The sequence below is a fragment of the Photobacterium sp. ABD4_091 genome, from assembly GCF_056160145.1.
Window position 1 is genome coordinate 41,973 of sequence record NZ_JBSWWQ010000005.1, and the last position, 22,202, is coordinate 64,174.

The window sequence follows — 22,202 nt, forward strand, 5'->3', positions numbered from 1 at the left end:
TAAAAAGGGATTCTAGCACCTTCAACGTTGGCTTGCAGTCATTTTTTGACCATGGGAGGCAAAACTGCAAGAAGCCTGTCACGCAAACGTGCTAGCGGAATTTACATACTAGTGTACATCATATATGCGATGACACTGCCGGCAACCACCAAGCAGCCACCGATACGGCGCAGGGAATTATCATCCTGCTGGCTCAACTGGCTCACCATCTCGCGCCAACCTTTTGGGGCTAGTAATGGGCCAAGTCCTTCAAACACAAGCACTAGCCCTAGTGCCATCCAAAACGCCTTACTCATTGTCATCTCCTCGCATTGATGGCTGGATTATACCCAATAAAAAAGGCAAGACCGAAGTCTTGCCTTTTCATCACAACCTTAATGGCGCTTAGTTAGCGACGCCGCTGGATTCCTTCATGTACTTGAAGAAGTCCGTATTCGGATCAACCACCAAAATGTCATTCTTGGAATTAAAGCTGTTCTCGTAGGCTTTCAACGAACGCAGGAAGTTGTAGAACTCCGGGTTCTTGTTGAACGCACCCGCATAGATTTGCGCCGTTTCAGCATCCGCAGCACCACGTACTACTCGAGCCTGACGGTCAGCGTCAGCGATGATCTTCGCAACTTCTAGCTCAGACTGGGCGCGGATAACTTCCGCTTTCTCACGGCCTTGAGAGCGGTGCTTACGGGCAACCGACTCACGCTCGGCACGCATACGACGGTAGATAGATTCACTGATCTCATCAGGCAGGTTGATTTTCTTCATTCGGAAGTCCACCACCTCGACACCCAAGTCTTTAAACGCGCTGACTTTGATGTCGGCCAATACATTGGCCATGATTTGATCACGCTGACCTTCTACCTCTTTGCGAGGAGCGACTTCAGCCACGATTTCAGACGCTGGCGCATCATCTTCTTCAACCACAGCCGTGCTATCTACTTGAACACCACGGTCAGGGCCAGAGACGATCTGCTTGATTTCTCGAGAACCGATCTCCGCACGCAGGCTGTCGACCACCTTACGTTTCAGCAGCGCTTCCGCCGTTAGCGCATCACCACCACCGGTGGTCAGGTAGTACTGGCCGAAATCTTCAATACGCCACTTCACGTAGGTATCGATGATCACGTCTTTTTTCTCAGACGTTACAAAACGGTCTGCCTGGTCATCCATGGTCTGGATACGGGCATCCAGGGTACGGACACGGTCGAATACCGGCACTTTGAAGTGCAGGCCCGGCTCGTAGATCTTTGCCACTTCCGAATCAGGCGCCTTAAGGATACGGCCGAAACGAACAACAATACCGCGCTCGCCTTCCTGGACCACGAACATTGACATCAGCAATGCCGCGATGAAGACAACAATCACTGGGATCATTAACTTACGCATAATTAAAATCTCCCCTGACGGCCAGTATCGGTACTACGCGGGGCAGTTGATACCGGGGCGGTCTCGACTTTCTCGAGCTCAATACCGTAATCGCTAGACGAACCGCTCTTCGGTTGGCTGCTCTGCTGGGCTGGGTTAATCAGCTTGTCCAGAGGCAAATACAGCAGGTTTCCGCTTGATTGCGAGTCGACCATGACTTTGCTGGTATTCGAGTAAACGCGTTCCATTGTCTCAAGGTACAGACGGTTACGTGTAACTTCAGTAGCTGCTAGGTATTCCGGCAACAGCTTCTCGAACTGTGCCACCTCACCGAGTGCACCGTTGATCACACGCTCAGAGTAACCTTCCGCTTCCTTCTTCAGACGCTCGGCACGACCGGTTGCCTTCGGCAAGATGTCATTGCTGTAAGCTTCTGCTTCACGAACGAAACGCTCCTCATCCTCTCGCGCTGCGATAGCATCATCAAAAGCATCTTTCACCGCTTCCGGCGGACGGGCAGACTGGAAGTTGACGTCAACGACCAACAGACCCATATCGTAGCGCTGGATGATGCCATCAATTGCTTCTTGCGTATTAGCACGGATCACCTGACGACCAGTGGTCAAGGCTTCATCCATGGTCGAGTCACCGATCACTGCACGAAGTGCAGAATCAGTTGCCTGACGCAAGCTGTCATCCGCATTGGTGACGCTGAACAGGTATTTCTGTGGCTCGGCCACGCGGTACTGAACGTCCATTTCCACTTTCAGTACGTTTTCGTCTTTGGTCAGCATCAAGCCTGAGCTGCGCAAAGAACGAATTGCCTGTACGTTGACTGGCTCGACTTCATCGATAAAGGTAGGCTTCCAGTTCAGACCCGGATCTACCATTTCGTAGAATTTACCGAAGCGCAAAACAACCCCGCGCTCCGCTTCGCCGATGGTATAGAAACCGGAGAAGCCCCATACCGCTGCAGCCAATACTGCGATTACCCCAAGGCCAGCAGCACTGCCGCCAGTCGAGGGTCCCTTTTTATTCCCCAAAATGCCACCGAATTTACGACTCAGTTTCGAGAAAACCTCATCGAGATCCGGCGGACCTTGATCACGACCACCGCGATTATTGTTACCCCAAGGGTCTTTATCACGGCCGCCGTTGTTACCAGGCTCATTCCACGCCATTATAGAACTCCATCAATATGATATGACGACAGTTTTTTTTATTACTCTAGCAGTCCATTAAGCAACGATAAAGTCATCTAACGAAGTACTTTCTCTTTTTTGTAACCTAGACCACTCTGCCAACGGCAAACGAATGTCGATTTTCAAGCTGCCATCGTCGTCGTATTCCTCACTGACAATACAGCCCAATTGGTAAAACTTACTGCGGTAACGGCCAATAAATTGTGGCGGCAAGCGCAAGGTATGTTTCACCATGGTGCCCGACAAACGCTCGGTCAGGGCATCGAACAACAGGTCAATGCCCTGTCCTTCCATCGCCGAGACCCATACTCGCTGGGGAACACCGGCTTCATCACGTTCAATACGTGGCGACGCCCCTTCCAGATTATCGATCTTATTCATCACCACCAAAGTTGGCACCTCGCCGGCGTCGATCTCTTCGAGTACCGTATCAACCGCTTCGATATTTTCACGGAAACGATCATCGCTGGCATCGACGACATGCAGCAGCAAACTGGCATCCTGGGTTTCTTTCAGGGTGGCCTTGAAGGCTGCGACCAAGTCATGGGGCAGGTGACGAATAAACCCGACCGTGTCGGCCAAAATCGAGGTACCGACATCGGCAACATCGATCTTACGCAGAGTTGGATCTAGGGTGGCAAACAGCTGGTCAGCGGCATAGACGCCCGCATCAGTGACCTGGTTAAACAACGTCGATTTACCGGCGTTGGTGTAACCGACCAGTGAAATCGTTGGGATTTCCGCGCGGTTTCGCGCCCGGCGTCCCTGATCGCGCTGCTTGGCCACTTTCTCAAGACGGCGCAATATCGTCTTGATCCTGTCGCGAAGCAAACGGCGGTCCGTTTCCAACTGGGTTTCACCCGGTCCACGCAAGCCGATCCCGCCTTTCTGTCGTTCAAGGTGGGTCCAACCGCGGATCAGTCGGGTTGAGATGTGACGTAGCTGTGCCAGCTCGACTTGCAGCTTACCCTCGTGGGTACGCGCGCGCTGAGCAAAGATATCGAGGATCAGACCGGTGCGGTCCAGTACCCTACATTTGCAAATTTGCTCCAGGTTACGCTCTTGCGCTGGAGAAAGTGAATGGTTGAATATGACGATCTCGGCGTCTTCAGCCCGAACCGCTTCGGCAATTTCCTGTGCTTTACCTTCACCCACGTAATATTTAGGGTGGGGAGTTTTACGACTACCGGTAACCACCCGTAGCGTATTGACTCCCGCGGAGGAGACCAGCATTTCGCATTCGCTTAAGTCTTCCCACTCCCCTTCTTGCGTGAAGTTGATATGAACAAGAATTGCCTGCTCACCGGTTTCATAACGGTCAAACAAGCAATCAACTCCTTAATGAAGAATATTATTCTTCGGTTTTTTCTTGTGAACGTTCTGCCGAAGCCGGGCGGTCACCTGTGTGGTGGTGGTTAACTGGACGTGCAGGCACGACAGTAGAAATCGCGTGCTTGTATACCATCTGGTTAACAGTGTTCTTCAGTAGGATCACAAACTGATCAAAAGACTCAATCTGGCCCTGTAGCTTGATACCGTTAACCAGGTAGATTGAAACTGGGATTCTTTCACGACGCAAAGCGTTCAAAAACGGGTCTTGCAAAGATTGCCCCTTAGCCATTATTTCTTTTCCTTATTTGTTTGTAGTTGTAGTTAGCAACGAACAAAATTAAAAATACGCAAAACAGTAATCAGTATACACGCTAATCAAACATCACATCTAACTGAGTTTGTGACGGTTTGTAACGCAGATTCTGGGTCACTGCTATCCAACCACGTCAGGTCTTTCCAGCTTCTCAGCCAGGTGATCTGACGCTTCGCCAATTGACGGGTGGCACAGATACCGCGGAACACCGCGTCATCCAAAGAGCACTGCCCGTCCAAATATTCCCACATCTGGCGGTAGCCTACACAGCGTATTGAAGGGAGATCTGGGTGCAGATCACCTCGTTCATACAAAGCACGAACTTCTTGTTCAAAACCCGCTTCGATCATCTTTTCAAAACGCTGCTCGATCCGCCGATGCAGCACAGCCCTATCCGTGGGAGTTATTGCAAACTGGTGTACCCTGTAAGGCAAGGTATCACCTTGAGTTTTCGTAAGCTCAGTTAAAGTTTTACCCGAAATACGAAAAACTTCCAATGCGCGTGAAAGGCGCTGGGGATCATTGGGGTGGATCCTAGCCCCGGAAACCGGGTCAATCCGCACCAACTCCTCATGCATCGCCTGCCAGCCTTTTTCCGCCGCTTCCTGCTCAATCTGAGCGCGGATCACCGGATCTGCCGCTGGCAACGGTGACAAACCTTCCAATAATGCTTTGTAGTACAACATAGTACCACCAACCAATAAAGGAATGCGCCCTTGTGCAACTATATCAGCCATTTCTTTCAGTGCATCAGCGCGAAAGTCCGCAGCTGAATAACTTTGCGCTGGATCACGAATATCGATCAATCGATGCGGTGCCTGCGCCAGTTCATCGGCATCCGGCTTGGCAGTACCGATGTCCATATCTTTATAGATAAGGGCTGAATCAACGCTTATCAACTCTACAGGTAGTTGTTGGCGCAACCGGATCGCCAGATCGGTTTTGCCCGACGCAGTCGGGCCCATCAGGAATATCGCCTGAGGTAATGGCTTAGTCATAATTAAACGCTTCTATTGCTGCACTCACGTCGACCGGACGCAGCAAGTCTGGAAAATAGTATTCGAGTTCAGGTCCCCAGAGCTGCTCGAGCTCGGTGACCAGCTGGATCGCCTGAGACAAACTATAGGCCCCGCTGGCCTCGGTCAGCTGACCAGAAAGCCAATCGAGAAGTTTGTCCCAGCCTTGCGACTCAGGATCTTCGGCTACCGCAGCCAAATAGGCTAGCAGCGCCGGTATCAACTGTTGCAGGTTCTGCTGGCGCAGCGGCTGGCACACCGACAAAATCACAAGCTGTTGCTTGTTCTTGGCCTTGAGCTGGATACCCAACTGCTTGAGCAGCAATGCATGTTGCTCGGCGCAGTCTACCATATTCGGCTCGACAGGGATGGAGTGAGGGATCAGCAGCGGCTGCGGCTTTAACCCCTCCGTCTGTGCCAAGCGCAACTGCCCTTTGGTACGCAGCCCCTGAGCCCTGGCCAGGGACAACAGCGCCAATCCCTCATCGCGGCTAAGCAAGAGGTATTGTTCCGCCACCAGCGACAAAGCCTTGCCTAGGCCAATGCCGTTGGCGGTGTCGATGGCATCCTGGCGGGCCGGCGGCTGGGTAACGGCAGGCGCTGGCGCAGATGGCTGCGCCGGTACTTGGCTCGGCGAGTTCGGCTGCGGTGCCGACTCCACCGTGCGCATTAACTGCTGGTAGGCTTCAATTTCTTCCGGGCTCGGCCCATCCTCTTGCTGGCGCGCGCGCTGACCGCCCCCAGAGCGCCCTGCGCTATTTGGCGAACTGCTGCTTGAGGAATTGTAGCTTGACGAGTTGCTGCCTGGTGAATAATCGCTGTCGCGATAGGCCTGGGCATCCCTCGGCGCCGACCGCTCACGGTAGGCCGATGCGCCTGAAGACTCGGCTCGCCCAGCACCGCTCCCACGACTTTCGTGGCTTTCGCTATTTCCCGCAGAGCCGCTGGACAACCAATCCCGCGCGGGGGCCTTGTTGGGGTAATCCGGGGTACGGGCAATAGCCGCTGAGGCGGCATCTGGCTCGGCAATGCCATGCTCATGTGATGGGAAAGCCTCTGATACAGGAGGAGAGTATGCCGCCTGCGGCGCATGGGCACTGGCCCTTGGCGCCGGAATATTCATAACTTGCTCGGGATCATCCGCCGCGCCTTCGATCAATGCGCTTTGCAGCCCCTGGCAAATAAAATCATGCACCAGGCGCGCCTGGTGGAAACGGACTTCATGCTTGGCAGGGTGAACATTGACATCAACCTGGTGCGGGTCAACATCGATGAACAGGGCATAGGCCGCATACTGATCCGGCGCTAGGCTGCTCTCGTAGGCTTGGCGGATTGCATGGTTGATCAGCTTATCCTTCATCATCCTGCCGTTGACGTAGCAGTACTGGATATCGTTCTGGGATCGGGCACCCTGCGGGCTGCAAATCCAGCCACCGAGCCTGAGGTCACCATGCGCTAACTCAACCGCCAGCGCATGGTCCAAGAACGCCTGCCCGCACACGGCGGCCAAGCGGCGCTCTTTTTGAATTTGGGTATTGGCGGCGCGGTACTGCCGCACCACCTTGCCGTTGTGGCGCAGATTGATGGTGACATCCATCCGGCTGAGCGCAATGCGCTTTAACAGCTCATCGATATGGCCGAATTCGGTTTTTTCGGTACGGAGGAACTTGCGGCGGGCTGGGGTATTGAAGAACAGATCAAGCACTTCCAATGTGGTACCGACCGGGTGGGCGGCAGGCTTAAGCTGTACATCCATATCTCGCCCTTCGGCATACGCCGCCCAGGCTTCCTCCTGCTCGGCAGTACGGGAGGTCAGTGTCAGGCGCGAGACTGAGCTGATACTGGCCAACGCCTCACCGCGGAAGCCGAGGCTGGCAATGGCCTCGAGATCATCGAGGGTGGCAATCTTCGAGGTCGCATGACGGCTCAGGGCGAGGCCCAACTCGTCTTTCGGGATCCCCTTGCCATTATCGCGGATACGGATCGTCCGGCTGCCGCCCTTATCGATATCAATATCGATCCGGGTTGCGCCAGCATCCAGGCTGTTTTCAACCAGCTCCTTGACCACCGAGGCTGGCCGCTCGACAACCTCGCCAGCGGCAATTTGGTTCGCCAACCGAGCTGGCAAGATCTGAATAGGCATAATCAACTACTCGGGATAGTAAGTTTTTGTCCAACAGCCAGTTTATCGGTACGTAACTGGTTCGCTTCACGCAGGCGGCTTACGGTCACGCCATAGCGGGTGGCAATCTTACCGAGAAACTCCCCACGCTGCACGGTATGCACCACCGGAGCCGGGGCCTGCACCGAAATTTTCAGTTTCTGCCCCACCGCCAGCTCATCGGAGCGAAGCTTGTTGGCACTGCGGATGCTTGCCACCGTCACACCATATTGGCCGGCTATCTTGCCAAGGAACTCGCCGCGCTTGACGGTGTGGGTCACCGTTTTGGTAGTAGTCCCGGTATTCCTTGGAGCCGATGCCACTAGCGGGACCTTGACTGAAATTTTCAGCTTCTGGCCGATTGCCAGCTCATCGGAACGTAACTTGTTGCCATTCCTAATACTGGCAACCGTCACCCCGTACTGGCTAGCAATCTTGCCAAGGAAATCGCCACGCTTGACGGTATGGGTCACCGTTTTAGTCGTCGTTGCCGCCGCGGTTGCCGCTGGTGCAGCAGCTGGCACCTTGCCCGGGATCACCAGTACCTGCCCGACCTTCAAGGTATTCGACTTGAGGTTATTGGCCTGTTTGATCGCCGCCACTGACGTGCCGTAGCGGTTGGCAATCACACTCAGCGACTGGCCGCTAGTCACTTTATGCTTGATTCCCTGGTTGCGCGAAGCAAACAAGGTTCCTTCCGGTGGCTTCTCGTTGAAATACGACAACACCCCACGGTACACCGCATCCGCCAGTTTGTTCTGGTGTGACTTCGAGTTTAGCAGCCGCTCCTCGGTCGGGTTGGTGATAAAACCGGTTTCAACCAGTAGCGACGGAATATCCGGTGACTTCAGCACCGCCAGACTGGCATGCTCCGGCTTGCTCTTGTGCAGGGTGGTCACCTTGCTCATTTCCTTCAATACCCGGTTGGCTACGTCGTAGCCCTCTTTCTGCGAGTGGCTAAACTGCAGATCGAGTACCGCCATACTCAAGTACTGATCATCGGTACCACCGGACAGCACATCACCGCCACCCAGCAACTCTGACTGCTTCTCATGCTGCTCTATCCAACGGCCAATTTCGCTGTTGGCGCGGCGGGTATTGAGCACCCAGACCGATGCCCCGCGCGGCTGAGGCTTGTGGAAGCCATCGGCATGAATCGACACCAGCAAGTGGGCACGCCCCTGGCGGGCAATTTCTGTCCGTCGGTTGAGGTTGACGAAGTAGTCGCCCTGGCGGGTCATCACCGCCTTCATCCCCGGCGTCGCGTTGATCCGTGCCGCCACCTTTTTCGAAATATCCAAGGTGACTTTCTTTTCGTACAAGCGGCTCGGCCCGATTGAACCTGGATCCTCACCGCCGTGACCAGGGTCAATGGCGACAATGATATCGTCGGTACCATATGGCAAGATGGCCTGCTGGTTGGCCACGTTCGGCTTCGATGTCGGTTCAGGCTTCTTTGCTGTTGCGGCTTTGCCATGCGGCAAGTCCATCACCAGACGGTGGCTGTAAGTCCCATCCGGTGTCGGCGCCAGCTTGAATAGCTTCGGGGTCATGCCTGACTTCATTTCCAATACCAGGCGGTACGTCCCTTTTTCCGGTGCTCCACTGTTGCGGATTTTGGTCAGGATTGCACTGTCCTTAACCACCACAGGCAGCTTGGTATTCAACGTTGTCTGCTTGAGATCCACCACCAAGCGGTCAGGCTTGGTCAGGGTGAAGTAACTGAATACCGCATCCTCAGTAAGATCCAGCACCACGCGAGTCTCGTCTGGTGCCGGCCAAACCCGAACCCCCTTGAGCTCATTTGCCACCGCCAGTGAACTAAACAGACTGGCCCCTAAAATCACAGCATGAAAAAAAGCCCGTAACGACATCCTATCAACTCAACTCCAAGCGTTTAATGAGCTCACTACCGTATTCGTTATTTGCCGTCAGGGTGACTTTGCGTTGTTCACCGTGATAGCGCATGTCCAGTTCAAGGTCAGCTTCTGGCAGCAGCCCAGCGCCCTTCTCTGGCCACTCCACCAAGCAGATAGCATCCGCGGCAAAATAATCACGGATCCCCATGAACTCCAGTTCCTCGGGATCGGCAAGGCGATACAGATCAAAATGATAGACCTGCCAAGGCGGCAGCTCATAAGGTTCAACCAAGGTATAGGTTGGGCTTTTAACATTGCCCTGGTGACCCAAAGAGCGAATGAAGCCGCGGCTGAATGTGGTTTTCCCTGCCCCCAGATCACCATGCAGATAGATGGTGGTCTGGCGCTGACAGGCATGTGCCAACTTGTGGCCTAAATCTACCGTCGCCTGCTCATCGGCGAGCAGGATTTCAAAACTATGCATTATCTTCTTATCTTGGATTTACTAATTGTCGAATATGAGGAAACAAATCGCTTGCTAGCATACCACGCTCCCCCTCTACTGCGCAGCGATCGGCAGCCGTGCTGTGGATCCATACCCCGCACCTGGCCGCCGCAACCGTAGACAAACCCTGCCCCAACAAGGCCCCGATGACACCGGAGAGTACATCGCCCATTCCGCCGGTTGCCATACCGGGGTTGCCGGCAGCACACACCCAGCACTGGGTACCATCATCGACCAAAGTCCCGGCTCCTTTAAGCACAACGACACCGCCATACTTGGCTTGCAACGATCTGGCGGCACGAAAACGGTCGGCTTCCACCTCTTGGACCGAGCAATCTAGCAATCTGGCTGCTTCACCGGGGTGAGGAGTAATTATACGATTATTTTTATAGTCTGGTGAACGCGCCAATAAGTTCAATCCATCCGCATCCACGACTAGGCTTTTTTCAGTGTTGGTAAGTTCGCTATATAGCGACTGGCTCCAACTTGACTGGCCAAGCCCCGGCCCGAGTACCAATACATCGGCCCACTTTAGGCGCTGCGCCAACAATACCTTGTCTGTTTGTTGCCAACCAACGGCCATTATTTCAGGTCTGGCCGTGATAATTGACAATACATTGTCAGGTTGCGTCAACACGGCTGCCAGCCCAGCCCCGGCTCTTGCCGCCGCCTCTGCCGCCATGCGGATCGCCCCGCCCATACCATGATCACCGCCGGCCAAAAGGATCCGACCATGATCTCCCTTATGGGAATTGCGAGCTCTCGGGGGAAGAGAAAGGGCAATGTCATCGGCTTGGATCAACCGGGCCGAAGGCGGCTCAATTTGCTCAAAGTCATCGGCCACCTGCAAGCCGGCAAAGCACACCCGGCCCACATAGCCCGCTGCCTCTGCAGTCCATAGCCCTTGCTTGCTACCGATAAAGCTGACAGTCGCCTTAGCCTTGACCGCTTGGCCAAGTACCTTTCCGGTATCGGCACATAAGCCAGAGGGGATATCGATGGCAATAACAGGCAAGGCGATCCGGTTGATCATCGAGATCAAACGCTGTTCTTCCGGGCGAACCTCACCCGAGAGGCCGGTTCCCAGCAACGCATCCACGATAACATCAACCGACTCGGGCACACTATTAGCCGGCGGTAAAACCTGCCCGCCGGCTGCGAGCCAGGTATCTCTTGCCCGAGCGGCATCCCCCTGCAGCCGCGCCGGCTCCCCTTGGTGCCAGAGCGTCACCGTATAGCCAGCCTCAAGGGCCAAACGGGCAACAATATAACCATCGCCGCCGTTATTACCGCCACCGCAGCAAACCAGCACATGGTTATGGCGGGCAAAGCTTTGCTCAAGCTCCTGAAAAACGGCCATCCCGGCTCGTTCCATCAACTGGTACATCGCCAGGGATTGCAGTGAAGCCGCCTGCCGCTCGCCACGGCGTACCTGCTCCGCCCGATATAGCTTGCCAGACCAATATTCCGTACTCATCGTATCCTCCTGCCCAGCCTGTTACAGCCAAACCTATACCAACCCGTTCCATTGTAGCGACAACCAGGCCTAGATCGATCATTAGGCCAAGATCTTCATGATGATCCTCTCAACATTTGCTGTGGTTGTGGTAAACTTCCGCCCCCAATTAAGCTCGGTATTGAAGTATGACCATCGACTATCGCGAACTGACCCAGAAAATCAAGCAGTGGGGCCAAGAACTCGGCTTCCAGCAGGTTGGGATCAGCGATGTCGATCTTAGCGAGCATGAAGCCCAGCTCCAGCGCTGGCTCGATGCCGGCTACCATGGCGAGATGGACTGGATGGCCCGCCACGGCATGATGCGGGCCCGCCCTGCCGAACTGCACCCGGGCACAGTCCGGGTGATCAGCGCGAGAATGGACTACCTTCCGCCTGAGGCAAGTTTTGCCTACAGCCTGAGCCATGCTGAAACGGCCTATGTCAGTCGTTATGCCCTCGGCCGTGACTATCACAAACTTATCCGCAACCGGCTTAAACGCCTTGGCCAGCTTATCGAGCAAGAAGTCGGCCCCTTCGGCTACCGCCCGTTTGTCGATTCCGCCCCCATTCTAGAGCGCCCGCTGGCTGAAAAAGCCGGGCTGGGTTGGACAGGCAAGCACTCGCTGCTGCTTAACCAGCAGGCTGGATCATGGTTCTTTCTTGGAGAACTGCTGATTGATCTGCCTTTACCAGTCGACAAGCCCGAAGAAAACCAGTGCGGCAAGTGCGTGGCCTGTATGACCAGCTGCCCGACCCAAGCGATTGTCGAGGAAGGTGTCGTTGATGCAAGACGCTGTATTTCTTACCTAACGATCGAATTTGATGGGGTGATACCCGAAGAGTTCCGAGAAGCCATCGGCAACAGGGTCTACGGCTGCGATGACTGCCAATTAGTTTGCCCGTTTAACCGTTTTTCAGATGTGACAGAAGAAGCGGATTATCACTGCCGTGACAGCCTAAAGTTGCAGCCTTTAACTACACTCTATGCTTGGACTGAAGCGACCTTCCTAAAAAATACCGAAGGGTCTGCAATTCGCCGGATTGGCCATATCCAATGGCTGCGCAATTTGACCATTGCGATGGGGAACGCCCCTTATAATCCCGAGATTCTCGAAGCGTTGGCGTCCAGGGAAGGTGAAAGTGCATTACTGGATGAGCATATCCACTGGGCGAAAGGCAAGCAGCTCGAAAAGCGCCAACAAACAGCTATCAGCGTGCTGCCGTCTAACACCAAGCGGCTGGTACGCATCGTGGAAAAGGGGCTACCGCGGGATGCCTAGCAAGGGGAATGACTCCGGCTACCATATTGCAACGTTATCCACACAGAGTGAGAGCTTGATCAGGCTTCTGAACTAATGTGGAAAACATTTCCATTTTTGCCTCTTTATCTGCTATTCCCAATATTAAACACAGCTCAATATCTGCTACTCAAAAAAAGTTATCCAAACATCCACAGAGTGGATCAAGTTGTATATAAGTCTTGAGCAAATGTCACCAAACCTATAAAAAACAACACTTTATACTGTGGATATTTTTTTATCGATTATTGTTTTATTGAAGAATAAAAAGATAAATACAGACTTGTTCACACGGTATCGGCACACGTAATCAACCGACTTACCCACAAGATGCTTTTGTGGATAACTCTGTGCACGATCTCAGTATTTTCTATCCGCCACAAGCTCTAGCCCACGAACGGCAAGGCATTCGGGCATAGACTGGTCGGGATAAATTAAGACAGATACGATTCACAGCTCCCTGCTGGTAATTTACATTACCCGTATCAAACCATTCAAAGAGCTTGTGTCGTCTTTTGACACTAAACAGAGCATCTTGATATTGCAGGATAAAAATAAACAGCCATAAGGCTGCAGGGGCAATATCAACAATGATGTTTTCGAAGCTGATCGCTTCATAATGGTTCCCAATAACACTTCGGTTATGGAACATTGGGACAACACACAAGACTATCGAGAGTCGAATAGTCCAGGAATGTTGCAATTGAACTAATACTTCACAGTAGTAGCTTTGCCGTTCCCCTGCACATTGCAGCGGCAGCAGAAATTGGAGTGATGTGGCCGACTAGGTACACGAGGTTCCTCGTGGGAGCACATCTATCCTGAAATTGGAGCGACACACGAGGTTCGAACTCGTGACCTCAACCTTGGCAAGGTTGCGCTCTACCAACTGAGCTAGTGTCGCATATTCTCTAAAGAGAATTGGTTGCGGGGGCCGGATTTGAACCGACGACCTTCGGGTTATGAGCCCGACGAGCTACCAAGCTGCTCCACCCCGCGTCCGTAGTTCACCATTCAAAGCATGATGAGGGCTTTTTAATTTGGAGCGACACACGAGGTTCGAACTCGTGACCTCAACCTTGGCAAGGTTGCGCTCTACCAACTGAGCTAGTGTCGCATTTGGTTGCGGGGGCCGGATTTGAACCGACGACCTTCGGGTTATGAGCCCGACGAGCTACCAAGCTGCTCCACCCCGCGTCCGTAGTTCATCATTCAAAGCATGATGAGAGCTTTTTAATTTGGAGCGACACACGAGGTTCGAACTCGTGACCTCAACCTTGGCAAGGTTGCGCTCTACCAACTGAGCTAGTGTCGCATTTGGTTGCGGGGCTCGGATTTGATCCGGGCGGCGCTTCCGTCGACGGCCTGAGGGTTATGACAAAGCATTCGCCAGACTGTCTGAAATTGTTGGTTGCGGGGGCCGGATTTGAACCGACGACCTTCGGGTTATGAGCCCGACGAGCTACCAAGCTGCTCCACCCCGCGTCCGTAGTTCACCATTCAAAGCATGATGAGAGCTTTTTAATTTGGAGCGACACACGAGGTTCGAACTCGTGACCTCAACCTTGGCAAGGTTGCGCTCTACCAACTGAGCTAGTGTCGCATTTGGTTGCGGGGGCCGGATTTGAACCGACGACCTTCGGGTTATGAGCCCGACGAGCTACCAAGCTGCTCCACCCCGCGTCCGTAGTTCACCATTCAAAGCATGATGAGAGCTTTTTAATTTGGAGCGACACACGAGGTTCGAACTCGTGACCTCAACCTTGGCAAGGTTGCGCTCTACCAACTGAGCTAGTGTCGCATATTCTCTTGAAGAGAATTGGTTGCGGGGCTCGGATTTGATCCGGGCGGCGCTTCCGTCGACGGCCTGAGGGTTATGACAAAGCATTCGCCAGGCTGTCTGAAATTGTTGGTTGCGGGGGCCGGATTTGAACCGACGACCTTCGGGTTATGAGCCCGACGAGCTACCAAGCTGCTCCACCCCGCGTCCGTAGTTCATCATTCAAAGCATGATGAGAGCTTTTTAATTTGGAGCGACACACGAGGTTCGAACTCGTGACCTCAACCTTGGCAAGGTTGCGCTCTACCAACTGAGCTAGTGTCGCATATTCTCTTGAAGAGAATTGGTTGCGGGGCTCGGATTTGATCCGGGCGGCGCTTCCGTCGACGGCCTGAGGGTTATGACAAAGCATTCGCCAGACTGTCTGAAATTGTTGGTTGCGGGGGCCGGATTTGAACCGACGACCTTCGGGTTATGAGCCCGACGAGCTACCAAGCTGCTCCACCCCGCGTCCGTAGTTCATCATTCAAAGCATGATGAGGGCTTTTTAATTTGGAGCGACACACGAGGTTCGAACTCGTGACCTCAACCTTGGCAAGGTTGCGCTCTACCAACTGAGCTAGTGTCGCATGTCACTGTTAGGCACAATGAAAGCCATAATCTGGAGCGACACACGAGGTTCGAACTCGTGACCTCAACCTTGGCAAGGTTGCGCTCTACCAACTGAGCTAGTGTCGCATGTCACTGTTAGGCACAATGAAAGCCGTAATCTGGAGCGACACACGAGGTTCGAACTCGTGACCTCAACCTTGGCAAGGTTGCGCTCTACCAACTGAGCTAGTGTCGCATGTCACTGTTAGGCACAATGAAAGCCATAAATCTGGAGCGACACACGAGGTTCGAACTCGTGACCTCAACCTTGGCAAGGTTGCGCTCTACCAACTGAGCTAGTGTCGCATGTCACTGTTAGGCACAATGAAAGCCATAAATCTGGAGCGACACACGAGGTTCGAACTCGTGACCTCAACCTTGGCAAGGTTGCGCTCTACCAACTGAGCTAGTGTCGCATGTCACTGTTAGGCACAATGAAAGCCATAAATCTGGAGCGACACACGAGGTTCGAACTCGTGACCTCAACCTTGGCAAGGTTGCGCTCTACCAACTGAGCTAGTGTCGCATATTCTCTAAAGAGAATTGGTTGCGGGGGCCGGATTTGAACCGACGACCTTCGGGTTATGAGCCCGACGAGCTACCAAGCTGCTCCACCCCGCGTCCGTATTATATTGAAAGGCAAACCAAACTAAGAATTGCCTTTCGAGGCTGCGCATTATACGAGGAAATGAGAGGGATGCAATAGATCTCAAAAAAAATTTGATCTTTCCCATCCAACCGTCTATTTCCTCATCAGATTTTCATGATCTGCTCACGATAGTAGCGCAATTCGGCGATCGAGTCGCGGATATCATCAAGCGCTAAATGGCTGCCCTTCTTGCTAAAACCATCTAATACCTCTGGTTTCCAGCGGCGGGTCAACTCTTTCAGGGTACTGACATCCAAGTAACGATAATGGAAGTACTGCTCTAGCTCAGGCATGTGCTTGTAGAGGAAGCGGCGATCTTGGCCAATGCTGTTACCGCAAATTGGTGATGCCCCTTTCGGCACCCACTGCTCCAGGAAGTCGATTGTCTGGCGTACCGCTTCGTCTTCGCTAACCTGGCTATTGCGGATCCGCTCAACCAAACCGCTGTTGGTGTGGGTCGTGGTGCACCATTCATCCATCTTGGTCAATTCAGCTTCAGGCTGGTGAATCGCCAGTACCGGTCCCTCCGCCAGGACATTGAGCTGCGCATCGGTCACAATTGTCGCAATTTCAATGATTTTATGGGTTTCGGGATCCAACCCGGTCATTTCTAAGTCGATCCAAATAAGGTTCTGATCGCTGATCATCATCGGATATTGCCTATTCTATGAGTAAACCATGTATGATAATACCAAACTAACGCCATTGCCGAGGCTACCACTGCAGGTTTTCGGCTGGCGACACATTGGTATATTACCGTAAGCCAACTTAACTGAACGATATTCTTGTGGCAAAAAAGAAAAAGCTTACTAAAGGTCAGAGCCGCCGCGTGCGCTCTAACCAAAACAAACGACTGAAGCGCGAAAAAGATGATGTCCAGTGGGATGAAGCCCTGCTGGAGTCTGCTCGTGAAGGCTTGGTGATCACCCGATTCGGCCAGCATGCCGATGTCGAAGACCCGGAAACCGGGATCATCCACCGCTGCAACCTGCGCCGGAGTATCCAAAGCCTCGTGTCTGGCGACCGTGTAGTATGGCGCCCGGGCGTTGAGGCCCTGCAAGGTATTAACGGTGTGGTTGAAGCCGTCCACGAACGTGAGTCGATGCTGACCCGCCCCGATTACTATGATGGCGTCAAAGCGGTGGCGGCCAACGTCAACCAGATCATTATCGTATCCGCGGTATTGCCCGAGCTATCTCTCAACATTATTGACCGCTACCTGATAGCAGCCGAGACAGTTGGGATCCCGCCACTGATCGTGCTCAATAAAGTTGATCTGCTTGAAGCGGAAGATCGCAAACACGTTGAACAAACGCTCGCGCTGTACCAAGAGATTGGCTATGAAGTACGCCTTGTCAGTTCAGAGACTGGCGAAGGGCTTGACGGCCTGCGCGAAGACCTCAAGGGCCACATCAGCATTTTTGCCGGCCAATCAGGTGTCGGCAAATCCAGCTTGGTGAATTCCCTGATGCCGGAAGTCGATGCAGAAGTTGGTGATGTGTCAGAGAACTCCGGCCTTGGCCAGCACACCACTACCGCTGCGCGCCTATACCACTTCCCTGACGGCGGTGATTTGGTTGATTCTCCGGGGGTACGCGAGTTTGGCCTGTGGCACCTTGAGCCTGAGCAAGTGACCGAAGCCTTTGTTGAGTTCCGTGATTACCTTGGCGGCTGTAAATTCCGCGATTGCAAGCACGGCAATGATCCAGGCTGCATCATTCGCGAAGCCGTCGAGAAGGGCAAGATCCACCAGGCCCGTTACGACAGCTACCACAAAATCATCGACAGCATGTCGGAGAATGTCGCCAACCGGCAATTCTCGCGCAACAAGCCTGATTGATCGCTGGCGGCTCCCTTTGCGTAGGGAGCCGCAACCACGACAGCAAGTAACTGACTTTAGCCAACAAGTTAGGTATTATTACCAGCCGACGTTATAATAACGTAACTATCTTGTTGAAAAACTCACTGTTTCTGGACGATACCGTGCACGACAATTTCAAAATCGGCTTGCAGTACTGCGCGCCAAAGCAAACCCTTACCCAGCTAGCAGGCAAGCTTGCCTCTATGAAGGCTGGCAAGTTAACGACCGCAGTTATCCGCTGGTTCATCCGTCAGTACGGCATTGATATGAATGAAGCACGTAACCCAGATCCAGCGGCTTACGCGACCTTCAACGATTTCTTTGTCCGTGAACTCAAAGACGGCGCCCGCCCAATCGATGACGATGCGGCGACCATCAGCCACCCAGCTGACGCCTGTGTCAGCCAGCTAGGTCCAATCACTGGCGGCGAGCTGATCCAGGCCAAAGGGCACACCTACGAAGCCGTCGAGCTGCTAGGTGGCGACCAGGCATTGGCCGATGAATTCCAGGACGGCCACTTTGCCACGCTGTACCTGTCACCAAAGGATTACCACCGTGTCCACATGCCATGCGATGGCACCTTGCGCCATATGGTCTATGTCCCGGGTGAGCTGTTCTCGGTAAATCCGCTGACAGCAAAGAACGTACCTAACCTGTTTGCTCGCAACGAGCGTGTGGTCTGTATCTTCGATACCGAATTCGGTCCGATGGCTCAAGTACTGGTCGGTGCCACCATTGTCGGTAGCATTGAAACCGTGTGGGCCGGTACCATCACGCCTCCGCGCAGCCCGCAGATCCACCGCTGGAATTACCCGGCCGAGGGCGAGCAAGCCATCACCTTGAAGAAAGGGGATGAAATGGGCCGCTTCAAGCTAGGCTCTACTGTGATTAACCTATTCCCGAAAGATGCCATTGCGTTTGTCGAAGGCTTGGAAGCCGGTGTACCAACCAAGATGGGCAGCGCCTATGCAACCCGCGTTGCAGCGGAACAGCCAGAAGCCTAAACGGTTAACATTTTTGAACAAAAAGGGCCTTTTACGGCCCTTTTTTTATGCAAAAAATTGACCATATCGAGGAAAATATCAACATCCAAATAGTATGCTGGGGACAGTCAATAATATAAGCAAACCAACATACTATGAAAAAAATACCTTTATCCCAGCTAGTTAAGCTGCTGGTCGCTTTCGGGATCCCGCTCGGGATACTGATGCTGCCTATCGATGCGATTCCGATTGCTGAATTAACCGTTTCCCAACATCGTCTACTCGCTATCTTTGCCCTCGCCGCCCTTCTCTGGGTGTTAGAGCCCGTCCCGGTTTTTGCCACCTCGATCCTGATCATCACCTCGCAGCTGATCATGATCTCCGACAGCGGGCTGCATACCTTCCGCACTCCACCCGCCGGGCACGAAATGGGAGAGGTACTCAAATACACCGATATCCTCGGCTCTTTCTCATCTCCGATCATTATCCTGTTCATGGGTGGATTCGCACTGGCGATTGCCGCTTCCAAGTATGAACTGGACAACAACCTGGCGCGGGTACTGCTAAAACCCTTTGGCACCCAGCCGAAATACATCATGCTCGGCCTGATGCTGATCACCGCGATATTCTCGATGTTCATGTCCAACACCGCCACCACGGTGATGATGCTGGCCTTGCTGACCCCTATCGTAGCCTCGGTACCAAAGGGCGATATCGGTATCAAAGCCTTGGTGCTGTGTATCCCGATCGCGGCCAATACCGGTGGTATTGCCACCCCTATCGGTACCCCGCCCAACGCCATCGCCCTGCAGTACCTAACCGGCGAGAACGCCATCAGCTTCCTTGGCTGGATGATGATCGGCCTGCCGTTTGTGATCCTCCAGCTGGCCTTTGCCTGGTGGTTGCTGCAAAAGATGTTCCCATCAACACAGGCACACATGCAGCTTGAGCTCAATGGCCAATTCCAGAAAAGCTGGCAGGCCATTGTGGTATACATTACCTTCGGCCTGACCATCCTGCTGTGGATGACCAGCTCGCTGCACGGCATGAATGTCTATGTGGTATCGATCATCCCGCTAGCGGTGTTCACCCTAACCGGGATCATGGGCAAAGAGGAAATCAAACTGATCAACTGGGAAGTGCTGTGGCTGGTTGCCGGTGGTATTGCCATCGGTCTGGCCCTGGATAAGACCGGTCTGGCCCGCGCCCTTGCCCACGCGGTGGACTACGATGCCCTATCTCCGATTGCCGTCGTCCTGACCCTGTCAATTATCTGTTGGTTGATGGCAAACTTCATGTCCAACACAGCGACGGCGAACCTGTTGATCCCTATCGCTGCTGCCGTTGCTGCATCGATGGAGAGCCTGGCTTCGCTAGGTGGCCTGCAGGGCGTATTGGTGGTCGTGGCCTTCTCGGCCTCGCTCGGTATGATCCTGCCGGTATCGACACCGCCGAACTCACTGGCCTATTCAACAGGACTCATCGAAAGCAAAGACATGGCCAAAACCGGCCTAATTATCGGCGTAGTCGGCCTGGTGGTCGTCTATATCGGCGCAATGATATTAACCTGACAGATACCTTCTCGATAAAGTGTGAAGGCGGCATATGCAGCCTTCACACAACCTTGTTTTTCTGATTCCCCTATCGCATAAGTCTGTTAACCCGATCACGTTATTTATGTGAATTATCCATGATGATTATTCACCTTCCACCAAGGGGGTTTTCGCTTTACCCGTGGTAAACATCGCTCCATCAACACACCGGAAATGCCACCTATATAAAACCAACACCTGGCAGCCGAGAGAGATAATCATGAAGCTAACGATCAAACACAAAATACAGCTGGCGATTGCTGTGATCATCGCCACGGTCAGTGCCGTACAGGCCTGGATTTCCATCTCCCAGCTCAGGCAGGAGACCACCACCGCCATCAACAACCAGATGCGTGATATTGCCCAGGGCACCAGCAGTAACATCAGTGACTGGCTCGCCATTCGCAGCGATATGATGCTGGCTAACGAGAGCCTGATCGCCAATCAGGACAATGTCGACCGCGAGCTATTGCTGTCCAAACGTGCCGGGCAGTTCCTGTCGGTCTACGCCGGGTTCAATGACGGCTCGATTGCCTATGGCGACAAAACCGAGGATTGGCCGGAAGGTTATGATCCGCGTACCCGCCCTTGGTACCAGGATGCAATGCGCCAAAGCGGCCTGATCCTGACCGAGCCCTACGAGGATTTCGACGGCAGCATAGTCGTCAGCTTTGCCAAAGCCTTCCAGGGGGAACACCGCGGCGTGCTGGCGGCGGACCTGACCATCACCGATATCATCGACCAGGTGCTCAACCTGCAGCTGGACAACAACGGGTTTGCCTTTTTGGTTGACGGCAACAACAACATCGTTGCCTACCGCGATGAATCACTCAGCCAACAGCCGCTAACCCAACTCGATAGCGAGCTTACCCCGCAGCTGCTGCAACGCTTAGTCGCCAGCCCAACCATTCACACTTTCCACCTCGACAGCGACGGCAGCGACAAGTTGATCTTCGCCACCCCGATCGCGGGCACCGACTGGACCCTGGCCCTGGTGGAAGACAAGGACTTGGCCTTTGCCTCAATCGGCGAGCAGATCACTTTTGTACTGCTGGCCTCAGTCGGCCTGTACATAGTGATTTCGGCGATCGCGACGTTAATTATCAACAATTTGCTGCGTCCGCTATCTCGCCTCAATGAGTCCGTTGCCCAACTGGCGGAAGGCCAGGGCGATCTGACCCAGCGCATTGATATTGAAAGGATGGATGAGATTGGTGTGCTGGCCGATAACATGAACCGTTTCCTCGGCCAGCTGCAGAGCATGATCAAAGGTGTGGTCACCCAGTCTGACCGCCTCGGCGAGCAGGCCGAACTGTCGGCTCAGCAAACCGTGCAAGCCAACCAGAAAGTGAACGAGCAGCAGAACGACATCAACCAGATTGCCACTGCAATCCATGAAATGTCCGCTACATCGGCCGAAGTCGCCAGCCATGCCGAAATGACGGCGGCAGCAGCCCAGGCTTCCACCAGCTCCTGCGAGCAGGGGCAGCAGGTGATCAGCCAGAACCGCAACGCTATTACCTCACTGGCAACGCAGGTCCAGGATGCCGCAAGCGTGATCCACGAACTGGAAAGCAACGCCCAGAACATCAACCAGATCCTGTCGACTATCCAGGGTATTGCCGAGCAGACCAACCTGCTGGCGCTCAACGCCGCCATCGAGGCCGCCCGGGCGGGCGAGCAAGGAAGGGGCTTTGCCGTGGTCGCCGATGAGGTGCGGGTGCTGAGCCAGCGTACCCATGACTCGACCGAGGAAATCCGGGCGATGATCGAGACCCTGCAGCAAAATACCCACCAGGCCGTCGACAGCATGCAGGCCAGTACCAACCTTGCCGGCGAAAGTGTCGGTTTTGCCGAGGCCGCCAGTGACAGCCTGAGCCAAATCACCCAAGCCATCAGCAAAATCTCGGATATGGCTACCCAAATCGCCAGCGCCGCCGAAGAACAGCGGGCGGTCAGCGAAGACATCAGCCGCAATACCCAGGCCATCAAGGACGTATCCGATCACCTCTCGGTGCAAACCGATGCGGTGACCGAAAGCGCCAAGGAAATGCACACCACGGCAGCCAGCATGTGCCGCGACGTTTCACGTTTCAAGGTGTAGTCCCTCGCGTTTGCCCTCGTCAGCCCCACCAATAAA

Annotated in this window: 16 protein-coding genes and 19 tRNA genes; 5 read left to right on the forward strand and 30 right to left on the reverse strand. The window is 53.9% G+C overall.

Going from position 1 to position 22,202, the window contains the following annotated elements; translation table 11 throughout:
* Window positions 1–101: 101 nt before the first annotated feature.
* The 10 genes from ACXAGQ_RS26975 to ACXAGQ_RS27020 form a co-directional block, all read right to left on the reverse strand.
* Window positions 102–296: a DUF2065 domain-containing protein gene (locus tag ACXAGQ_RS26975; RefSeq protein ID WP_039459590.1), complete on the reverse strand. Its 195-nt coding sequence runs from the start codon at window positions 294–296 to the stop codon at window positions 102–104.
* An 88-nt stretch (window positions 297–384) separates the two neighbouring features.
* Window positions 385–1,383, reverse strand: coding sequence for a protease modulator HflC (hflC, locus tag ACXAGQ_RS26980; protein WP_475258149.1), 999 nt, complete (start codon window positions 1,381–1,383; stop codon window positions 385–387).
* A 2-nt stretch (window positions 1,384–1,385) separates the two neighbouring features.
* Window positions 1,386–2,543, reverse strand: coding sequence for an FtsH protease activity modulator HflK (gene hflK, locus ACXAGQ_RS26985; RefSeq protein ID WP_475258151.1), 1,158 nt, complete (start codon window positions 2,541–2,543; stop codon window positions 1,386–1,388).
* Between the two features lie 57 nt (window positions 2,544–2,600).
* Window positions 2,601–3,890 carry a ribosome rescue GTPase HflX gene (gene hflX, locus ACXAGQ_RS26990; protein WP_475258153.1) on the reverse strand — a complete coding sequence of 430 codons (1,290 nt, stop codon included), beginning with the start codon at window positions 3,888–3,890 and terminating at the stop codon, window positions 2,601–2,603.
* A gap of 25 nt (window positions 3,891–3,915) precedes the next feature.
* The gene (hfq, locus tag ACXAGQ_RS26995) at window positions 3,916–4,185 is read right to left on the reverse strand and encodes an RNA chaperone Hfq (protein ID WP_039458576.1); all 270 of its coding nucleotides are present in this window, start codon (window positions 4,183–4,185) and stop codon (window positions 3,916–3,918) included.
* A gap of 86 nt (window positions 4,186–4,271) precedes the next feature.
* Window positions 4,272–5,207: a tRNA (adenosine(37)-N6)-dimethylallyltransferase MiaA gene (miaA, locus tag ACXAGQ_RS27000; RefSeq protein ID WP_475258154.1), complete on the reverse strand. Its 936-nt coding sequence runs from the start codon at window positions 5,205–5,207 to the stop codon at window positions 4,272–4,274.
* Window positions 5,200–7,368 (reverse strand): DNA mismatch repair endonuclease MutL, encoded by a 2,169-nt coding sequence (gene mutL, locus ACXAGQ_RS27005; protein WP_475258155.1) that lies wholly within the window; start codon window positions 7,366–7,368, stop codon window positions 5,200–5,202. The genes miaA and mutL overlap by 8 nt, the downstream gene beginning before the upstream one ends.
* Window positions 7,369–7,370: 2 nt before the next feature.
* Window positions 7,371–9,260 (reverse strand): LysM peptidoglycan-binding domain-containing protein, encoded by a 1,890-nt coding sequence (locus ACXAGQ_RS27010; RefSeq protein ID WP_475258157.1) that lies wholly within the window; start codon window positions 9,258–9,260, stop codon window positions 7,371–7,373.
* A gap of 4 nt (window positions 9,261–9,264) precedes the next feature.
* Window positions 9,265–9,729: a tRNA (adenosine(37)-N6)-threonylcarbamoyltransferase complex ATPase subunit type 1 TsaE gene (gene tsaE / locus ACXAGQ_RS27015; RefSeq protein ID WP_475258159.1), complete on the reverse strand. Its 465-nt coding sequence runs from the start codon at window positions 9,727–9,729 to the stop codon at window positions 9,265–9,267.
* 7 nt (window positions 9,730–9,736) lie between these two features.
* Window positions 9,737–11,227 carry an NAD(P)H-hydrate dehydratase gene (locus ACXAGQ_RS27020; protein ID WP_475258161.1) on the reverse strand — a complete coding sequence of 497 codons (1,491 nt, stop codon included), beginning with the start codon at window positions 11,225–11,227 and terminating at the stop codon, window positions 9,737–9,739.
* Between the two features lie 173 nt (window positions 11,228–11,400).
* Here ACXAGQ_RS27020 and queG point away from each other — a divergent pair, with 173 nt between their 5' ends.
* Window positions 11,401–12,528: a tRNA epoxyqueuosine(34) reductase QueG gene (queG, locus tag ACXAGQ_RS27025; protein ID WP_475258259.1), complete on the forward strand. Its 1,128-nt coding sequence runs from the start codon at window positions 11,401–11,403 to the stop codon at window positions 12,526–12,528.
* Between the two features lie 846 nt (window positions 12,529–13,374).
* Here the strand turns inward: queG and ACXAGQ_RS27030 are convergent.
* The 20 genes from ACXAGQ_RS27030 to orn all read right to left on the reverse strand — a co-directional run bounded on the left by ACXAGQ_RS27030 (window position 13,375) and on the right by orn (window position 16,276).
* Window positions 13,375–13,450: transfer RNA gene (locus ACXAGQ_RS27030), tRNA-Gly, on the reverse strand.
* A gap of 18 nt (window positions 13,451–13,468) precedes the next feature.
* Window positions 13,469–13,545, reverse strand: a tRNA-Met gene (locus ACXAGQ_RS27035).
* A gap of 42 nt (window positions 13,546–13,587) precedes the next feature.
* Window positions 13,588–13,663 (reverse strand) — tRNA-Gly (locus ACXAGQ_RS27040).
* Between the two features lie 3 nt (window positions 13,664–13,666).
* A tRNA-Met gene (locus ACXAGQ_RS27045) sits at window positions 13,667–13,743 on the reverse strand.
* Window positions 13,744–13,785: 42 nt separating this feature from the next.
* Window positions 13,786–13,861, reverse strand: a tRNA-Gly gene (locus ACXAGQ_RS27050).
* A gap of 93 nt (window positions 13,862–13,954) precedes the next feature.
* Window positions 13,955–14,031: transfer RNA gene (locus tag ACXAGQ_RS27055), tRNA-Met, on the reverse strand.
* A 42-nt stretch (window positions 14,032–14,073) separates the two neighbouring features.
* A tRNA-Gly gene (locus ACXAGQ_RS27060) sits at window positions 14,074–14,149 on the reverse strand.
* Between the two features lie 3 nt (window positions 14,150–14,152).
* Window positions 14,153–14,229 (reverse strand) — tRNA-Met (locus ACXAGQ_RS27065).
* Between the two features lie 42 nt (window positions 14,230–14,271).
* Window positions 14,272–14,347: transfer RNA gene (locus ACXAGQ_RS27070), tRNA-Gly, on the reverse strand.
* Between the two features lie 109 nt (window positions 14,348–14,456).
* Window positions 14,457–14,533: transfer RNA gene (locus ACXAGQ_RS27075), tRNA-Met, on the reverse strand.
* A gap of 42 nt (window positions 14,534–14,575) precedes the next feature.
* Window positions 14,576–14,651 (reverse strand) — tRNA-Gly (locus ACXAGQ_RS27080).
* Window positions 14,652–14,760: 109 nt separating this feature from the next.
* Window positions 14,761–14,837 (reverse strand) — tRNA-Met (locus ACXAGQ_RS27085).
* 42 nt (window positions 14,838–14,879) lie between these two features.
* Window positions 14,880–14,955: transfer RNA gene (locus tag ACXAGQ_RS27090), tRNA-Gly, on the reverse strand.
* Between the two features lie 33 nt (window positions 14,956–14,988).
* Window positions 14,989–15,064: transfer RNA gene (locus ACXAGQ_RS27095), tRNA-Gly, on the reverse strand.
* 33 nt (window positions 15,065–15,097) lie between these two features.
* Window positions 15,098–15,173, reverse strand: a tRNA-Gly gene (locus ACXAGQ_RS27100).
* A 34-nt stretch (window positions 15,174–15,207) separates the two neighbouring features.
* Window positions 15,208–15,283 (reverse strand) — tRNA-Gly (locus ACXAGQ_RS27105).
* Window positions 15,284–15,317: 34 nt separating this feature from the next.
* A tRNA-Gly gene (locus ACXAGQ_RS27110) sits at window positions 15,318–15,393 on the reverse strand.
* Between the two features lie 34 nt (window positions 15,394–15,427).
* Window positions 15,428–15,503: transfer RNA gene (locus ACXAGQ_RS27115), tRNA-Gly, on the reverse strand.
* A gap of 18 nt (window positions 15,504–15,521) precedes the next feature.
* A tRNA-Met gene (locus ACXAGQ_RS27120) sits at window positions 15,522–15,598 on the reverse strand.
* Window positions 15,599–15,730: 132 nt separating this feature from the next.
* A complete protein-coding gene (orn, locus tag ACXAGQ_RS27125) occupies window positions 15,731–16,276 on the reverse strand; it encodes an oligoribonuclease (RefSeq protein WP_475258163.1) in 546 nt (181 codons plus the stop codon).
* Between the two features lie 137 nt (window positions 16,277–16,413).
* Here orn and rsgA point away from each other — a divergent pair, with 137 nt between their 5' ends.
* The 4 genes from rsgA (at window position 16,414) to ACXAGQ_RS27145 (ending at window position 22,166) form a co-directional block, all read left to right on the forward strand.
* Window positions 16,414–17,466 carry a small ribosomal subunit biogenesis GTPase RsgA gene (rsgA, locus tag ACXAGQ_RS27130; protein WP_475258164.1) on the forward strand — a complete coding sequence of 351 codons (1,053 nt, stop codon included), beginning with the start codon at window positions 16,414–16,416 and terminating at the stop codon, window positions 17,464–17,466.
* A 143-nt stretch (window positions 17,467–17,609) separates the two neighbouring features.
* Window positions 17,610–18,491, forward strand: coding sequence for an archaetidylserine decarboxylase (gene asd, locus ACXAGQ_RS27135; protein WP_475258166.1), 882 nt, complete (start codon window positions 17,610–17,612; stop codon window positions 18,489–18,491).
* A 134-nt stretch (window positions 18,492–18,625) separates the two neighbouring features.
* Complete coding sequence (locus ACXAGQ_RS27140; protein ID WP_475258167.1) at window positions 18,626–20,041, forward strand: SLC13 family permease; 1,416 nt, start codon at window positions 18,626–18,628, stop codon at window positions 20,039–20,041.
* Window positions 20,042–20,282: 241 nt separating this feature from the next.
* Window positions 20,283–22,166, forward strand: a complete 1,884-nt coding sequence (locus ACXAGQ_RS27145) for a methyl-accepting chemotaxis protein (RefSeq protein ID WP_475258169.1) — start codon at window positions 20,283–20,285, stop codon at window positions 22,164–22,166.
* Window positions 22,167–22,202: the final 36 nt, after the last annotated feature.